General features: G+C 58.7%; 4 protein-coding genes and 1 pseudogene. 3 read left to right on the top strand and 2 right to left on the bottom strand.

Annotated elements, in window-relative coordinates; genetic code table 11:
• Both J7447_RS31065 and J7447_RS31060 read right to left on the bottom strand, forming a co-directional pair.
• The coding region (locus J7447_RS31065; protein WP_209171772.1) for a conjugal transfer protein TraD at positions 1–157 on the bottom strand (157 nt) is incomplete at its 3' end.
• A gap of 28 nt (positions 158–185) precedes the next feature.
• Positions 186–488 (bottom strand): TraC family protein, encoded by a 303-nt coding sequence (locus tag J7447_RS31060; protein WP_209171771.1) that lies wholly within the window; start codon positions 486–488, stop codon positions 186–188.
• Between the two features lie 555 nt (positions 489–1043).
• Between J7447_RS31060 and traA the strand changes: the two genes are divergently transcribed.
• The 3 genes and pseudogenes from traA to J7447_RS31045 all read left to right on the top strand — a co-directional run.
• Positions 1044–4433: a Ti-type conjugative transfer relaxase TraA gene (gene traA / locus J7447_RS31055; RefSeq protein WP_209171770.1), complete on the top strand. Its 3390-nt coding sequence runs from the start codon at positions 1044–1046 to the stop codon at positions 4431–4433.
• Positions 4433–4987 carry a conjugative transfer signal peptidase TraF gene (traF, locus tag J7447_RS31050; RefSeq protein ID WP_353653829.1) on the top strand — a complete coding sequence of 185 codons (555 nt, stop codon included), beginning with the start codon at positions 4433–4435 and terminating at the stop codon, positions 4985–4987. Before traA ends, traF begins: the two co-directional genes overlap by 1 nt.
• 34 nt (positions 4988–5021) lie before the next feature.
• Positions 5022–5232, top strand: a pseudogene (locus tag J7447_RS31045) (conjugal transfer protein TraB); the annotation flags it as partial.

Raw genomic sequence — 5232 nt, 5'->3', positions numbered from 1 at the left:
GCTGATTTGTGTCGTCAAGGCGGTCCGAAGCATCCATGAGAATGCCGAGAAGGATGGCCTTGTCTGTCTCGCGAAGTCCGGCTTTGACGATGAGGCCGCCGAGTTGGATTTTTTCGCGTGCGTCTTTTTTTCGGTCCAGCAATCGCGTTCGCCTTATACGGTTTTCCAGACTTCTGAATTGCCCTTCAATTCTGCGGAGCTGCAGCGTGTGTTTGTGAAGCGGCCGGCTTTTGAAATCGGGCGGCGAGGTCGTTCAAGGCTTTGGCGAGTTCAGCCTCATCGATGTCGAGTTCGGCAAGGCCGCTCTCCATGACGAGCTTGGCAACGCGCTCGGACTGCTTTTTCAGCACCTGCCTTTTCTTCTGCTGGAGCTTTGCAATCTGCGCTTCGATGTCGTCGATCTGCTCTGAGGCGGTTTTGGAATTGCGCGGAGCCATCAGATTTTCCTTGTTTTGATATGGGTTGTTTAAAGGCAAGGGCTCGCTCATAGCGTGTCAGATTCCCCAAGTCGAGCTTGGTTGCAAAACTTGTCGTGGATACAACCAAACAGGAGTCCGCTGAATAGAAGAGAAGCGGCTTAACGACTGACTTATGCGCTGATTGAAGATCCGGTTTTCCAGCCCGTGAGGGCCGCAGTCCGGTTTTGAGGAAAACCGGACGGAGCAGGCGAAGGCTTGAACGCGCTCCCCACAAAGCGCTGAAGAGAAAGCTGAAGCCTGTGGTAAACCGGGTCTGGGCAGTTGAAGGCTTGCCACATCACCCGCACAGTGGAACGGCAAAGAAGGGCCTTTTGGCTTAAAACCAGGACGGCGCTTCCAGCGCCCTATCGCCGCAAACGGCGATAGCTCTCAAGCGGAAACGATTTTCAATCGTTGAGTGTAGAGCGCACTTATAGGATTGCATCTGCAATCCTGTGCTGTTACGAGAGTTGAATTGCAACTCATGGGCTGCAGCCCCGCCTCCGCCGTTCTGGCTCTTCGTCTCCCCGCTATCTTCTTTGATCGTCCGCACCAGCCTTTTCACATCCGGATTCCCTGCCCTCGATGGCCATCTACCATTTCCATGTCCAGGTGATTTCCCGGAGCGAAGGCCGGTCGAGTGTGGCGGCCGCCGCTTACCGGCATCGTGCACAAATGACGGTGTCGAACGACTCCGATCACAAGACATTCGACTACGCGCATAAGGATGGGGATCTGGTGCATGAGGAATTGGCGCTGCCTGATCAGACACCGGACTGGTTCCGGATGCTGATCGACGGACGAAGTGTGGCTGGTGCCAGTGAAGCGCTGTGGAATGCGGTCGAGGCGCATGAGACACGCGTCAATGCACAGCTTGCCCGTGAGATCGTTTTGGCGCTGCCGTCTGAACTCAGCCGGGAGGAGAACATTGCTCTGGTGCGAGGGTTCGTTCGGGAAGCCTTCACATCGCGGGGCATGGTTGCGGATTGGGTCTTTCACGACAAAGAGAACAATCCTCATGCCCATATCATGCTGACAATGGCACCGCTTACCGAGCAAGGCTTCGGGTCAAAGTGGGAAACGCTTCTCGATGAGAACGGCGAGCCTGTCCGGAAGGGCGGTCAGAAAAATGGAAAGATCCAGTATCGGGCCTGGGCGGGTGACAAGGAAACGCTGAAACAGTGGCGTGAGCTTTGGGCCGTTCATGCAAACGTGAGCCTGGAACTTGCCGGGCACGATGCGCGGATCGATCATCGCAGTTTTGAGGCCCAGGGGATCGAACTGCTTCCGACATCGAAGATCGGTGTGCAGGCGCGCAACATTGCCAAGGAGGCAAAATCTGAGGGGCGTGATGCCGGACTGGAGCGGACGGTTTGGCATGCGGAAAGCCGACTTGAGAATGTCAGGCGGATCACGCGCCGGCCGGAAATCGTCATTGATGCCATCACACGCGAGAAGAGCGTTTTCGATGAACGGGACATTGCCAAATATCTTCACCGCTATGTGGACGATCCGGGCAGATTCCAGGACTTGCTCGCGCGCGTTCTGAATTCTCCCGACGTTGTGAAGCTTGCGGTCGAGGCGGTTGATCCGGAGACGGGCGAGATGGAACCGGCGAAATTTACCAGCCGGGAGATGATGCGGCTTGAAGCGGAGATGGCGCGGCGGGCGGATCATCTTGTGTCCGTTTCCTCGCATGGCGTGGATGCGCATTCGCGTGGCCGAATGCTTTCGAGCGTGCAAAAACTTTCCGATGAGCAGCGTGTTGCGATTGAGCGCATCACGGGTGACGAGCGCATGGCGTCGGTCGTCGGCCGGGCAGGTGCGGGCAAGACCACGATGATGAAAGCCGCGCGCCAGGTGTGGGAGGCAAACGGCTATCAGGTTTTTGGTGCCGCGCTTGCAGGCAAGGCTGCCGAGGGACTGGAGAAGGAAGCCGGGATCGCATCGCGCACTTTGGCATCCTGGCAATTGTCCTGGGGACGTGGCGAGCGGCTCCCTGACAAAAGGTCCGTGTTCGTGATCGATGAGGCGGGCATGGTCGATAGCCGACAGATGAGCGTCTTTGTCGAGACGATCGCCAAGGCCGGAGCCAAACTTGTTTTGATCGGAGACGCGGAGCAGCTGCAGCCGATTGAAGCGGGCGCCGCCTTCCGGTCGCTGACCGAGCGAACCGGCTATGCAGAACTCGGCACGATCTACCGGCAGCGCGCCAACTGGATGCGCGAAGCGTCCATGGATCTTGCGCGTGGCAAGGTCGCGAAGGCGATCCATGCCTATCAGTCCAACGGTCATGTCGTCAGCATGCCGCTCAAGGATCAGGTTTTCGGGAAGCTGATCGACGATTGGTCCCGTGACTATGATCCGTCGAAGTCGATGTTGATGCTGGCGCATTTGCGGGAAGATGTGCGCCGATTGAACCGGATGGCGCGAGAGGTCCTGATTGCTCGTGGTGTGATCGAAACAGGAGAAAAATTCCGCAGCGAAGAGGGGGAGCGGTTCTTTGCCGCCGGCGACCAGATTGTCTTCCTGAAAAACGACAGGGACCTAAACGTCAAGAACGGCATGATCGGCCGGGTCATCGAGGCGGGTGAGGGGCGCATCCTCGCTGAGATCGGCGATATCGGTTCCGATCAGGTCCGGCGCGTCGAGGTCAACCAGAAGACCTATCGCAATGTCGATCATGGCTACGCGACGACGATCCACAAATCGCAAGGGGCAACGGTCGACAAGGTGAAGGTGCTGGCAACGCTCTCCCTCGACCGGCATCTGTCTTATGTGGCGATGACCCGGCACCGGGAGGACGTGAAGCTCTATCATGGGGCGTTGTCGTTCGCGAAGAATGGCGGATTGACAGAAGTGCTTTCAAAGAAGGGCGCGAAGGATACGACGCTCGATTATGCGGGCTCGGAGCTTTACGGCCAGGCACTCGGCTATGCCAATAGCCGGGGGCTCTATGGGCTTCGAGTTGCGAAGGCAATGCTGCAGAACCAGCGCCGCTGGTTTGCCGAGCAGAAGGCCAAACTCTCGGAGCTCGGTGAACGGCTATTGTCCCTCGGCGAAAAGCTGGGGATTGGCTTGACCGGTCTTGAGCGAGGTCTTGCTGGGGAGATGAATACCGTCCAAACACACGCACGCGAACATTTGGCCTCCTCACAACCCTGGATCGCGGGCGTGAAGATGTGGGCCATGTCCATTCTTGACGCTGTGGAGGCCAGGTTGCAGTCGGATGCCACGTTGACAACGCATTGGGCCGAAGTTCAGAACCGCGCCCGGCTTGTATTCGAGCAGCCGGAACAGGCCGTCAAAACGATGCGGATCGAGGACATCGTGAAGCTGAGTGGCGAAGCGCAAACAACAGCTCGGGACAGGCTCGCGGAAGATCTGGCCAATGCGCCCGAGCAGTTCGGTGCGCTGCGTGGCAAGACCGGCATGCTGACGGGCAAGGCCGCCCGCGAGAGCCGCGAGCAAGCGTTGAACAACGTTCCGCAGCTCAGCGATGATGTGAAAACCTATATTCGTCTCAGGGCCGAGATCGGGGATTTGCGTACTGTGGAGCTGGAGCGCGAACGCGATCTGTCGCGTGTCGACATTCCGGCGCTGTCACCGGCGGCCGAGACGGTCTTGTCGCGGATCCGGGATGCCATCGACCGGAACGATCTAAGTAGCGGCCTGTCGTTCCTTCTGGCGGACAAAATGGTCGAGGCCGAACTCGGCGAGGTTGCCGCCAAGCTGGACCGGCGGTTTGGAGAGCGCACATTCATGGCAGGAATGAAACCCGAAGGGCCTGCCTTCGAGAAGGCGAGTGCGCGGGTCGCCGCCCAAGACCGGACCAAGCTTATCGACGCATGGCCCAAGTTCAATGCCATCCAGAAGATCGATGCTCAAAAACGAGCAAAGCAGCGTTCAGACGAAAAAGCTCAGGCGCAGGCCTTGAAAAAGGATCTTTCCAAGGATCGGGGCATGACCCGGTGATTAGCGAGGCAAGGCGGAAGGGTCGGCGAGGGGCTCTGCTGATCATGTCGCTTGCCGGAATGACGGTGGGTGGCATTGCTGCGGTCGGAACCTTCGGAGGATACCGGATCAACACAACACCGAGCTTTCCGCTCGGACTTTGGCGGATCGAGGCGCTCTCCCGCGAAGTTCAGGTGGGCGACACCCTGTTCATCTGTCCGCCTGCAGATGCGCCGGCGATCAAACTGGCTCGCGAACGGCTTTATCTTCCCGCAGGTCTCTGTGATGGCGGGATAGCACCGCTCATCAAAACCGTCGTGGCCCTGCCCGGGCAAACCATCACCATCGAAGGCGATCAGGTTGCCGTCGATGGGGAGCGACTTGTGCATTCTTCCGTTCAAGCGAGGGACGGGCTGGGGCGCGCATTGCCGACAAATGCCGGGGGCGTCGTTCCCCTCGGCGCACTCTTTGTTCATTCCAATTATGTGGCTTCCTTTGACTCAAGATATTTTGGACCCATTCCGGCGGGCGGCGTTCTCGGACTGGCGCGAGAAGTCCTCACCTTCCAACCTTAAATTTGCGCGCAGTCTGTTTTGTATTCTGGGAGGCATGGCGACCGGTACAATCGGCTGGTCCGGGTATGTGCTCCTGCTGCCGGCCGGAATGCTGTTCCCGGCTTTCTGGGCTTACGCTCCGTCGCGATCCGTGTCGGCACTGGTGGCCGCCGCGCATTTCCTTGGAGCGTCACGGGGCTTGCCGCAGGGCGCCAGCATCTTCTTCGGCTCCCAATATGCAATCGGCCTGGGGCTGTGGTTCGCGG

This window comes from Labrenzia sp. R5_0 (assembly GCF_017743835.1).
Taxonomy (GTDB): Bacteria; Pseudomonadota; Alphaproteobacteria; order Rhizobiales; family Stappiaceae; genus Roseibium; species Roseibium algicola.
This window is presented reverse-complemented; position numbering and strand designations above follow the sequence as displayed.

Bases quoted from the DNA above. Each gene is read 5' to 3' on its own strand.
- J7447_RS31060 (WP_209171771.1), bottom strand. From the start codon at position 488: ATGAGCGAGCCCTTGCCTTTAAACAACCCATATCAAAACAAGGAAAAT.
- traA (WP_209171770.1), top strand. From the start codon at position 1,044: ATGGCCATCTACCATTTCCATGTCCAGGTGATTTCCCGGAGCGAAGGC.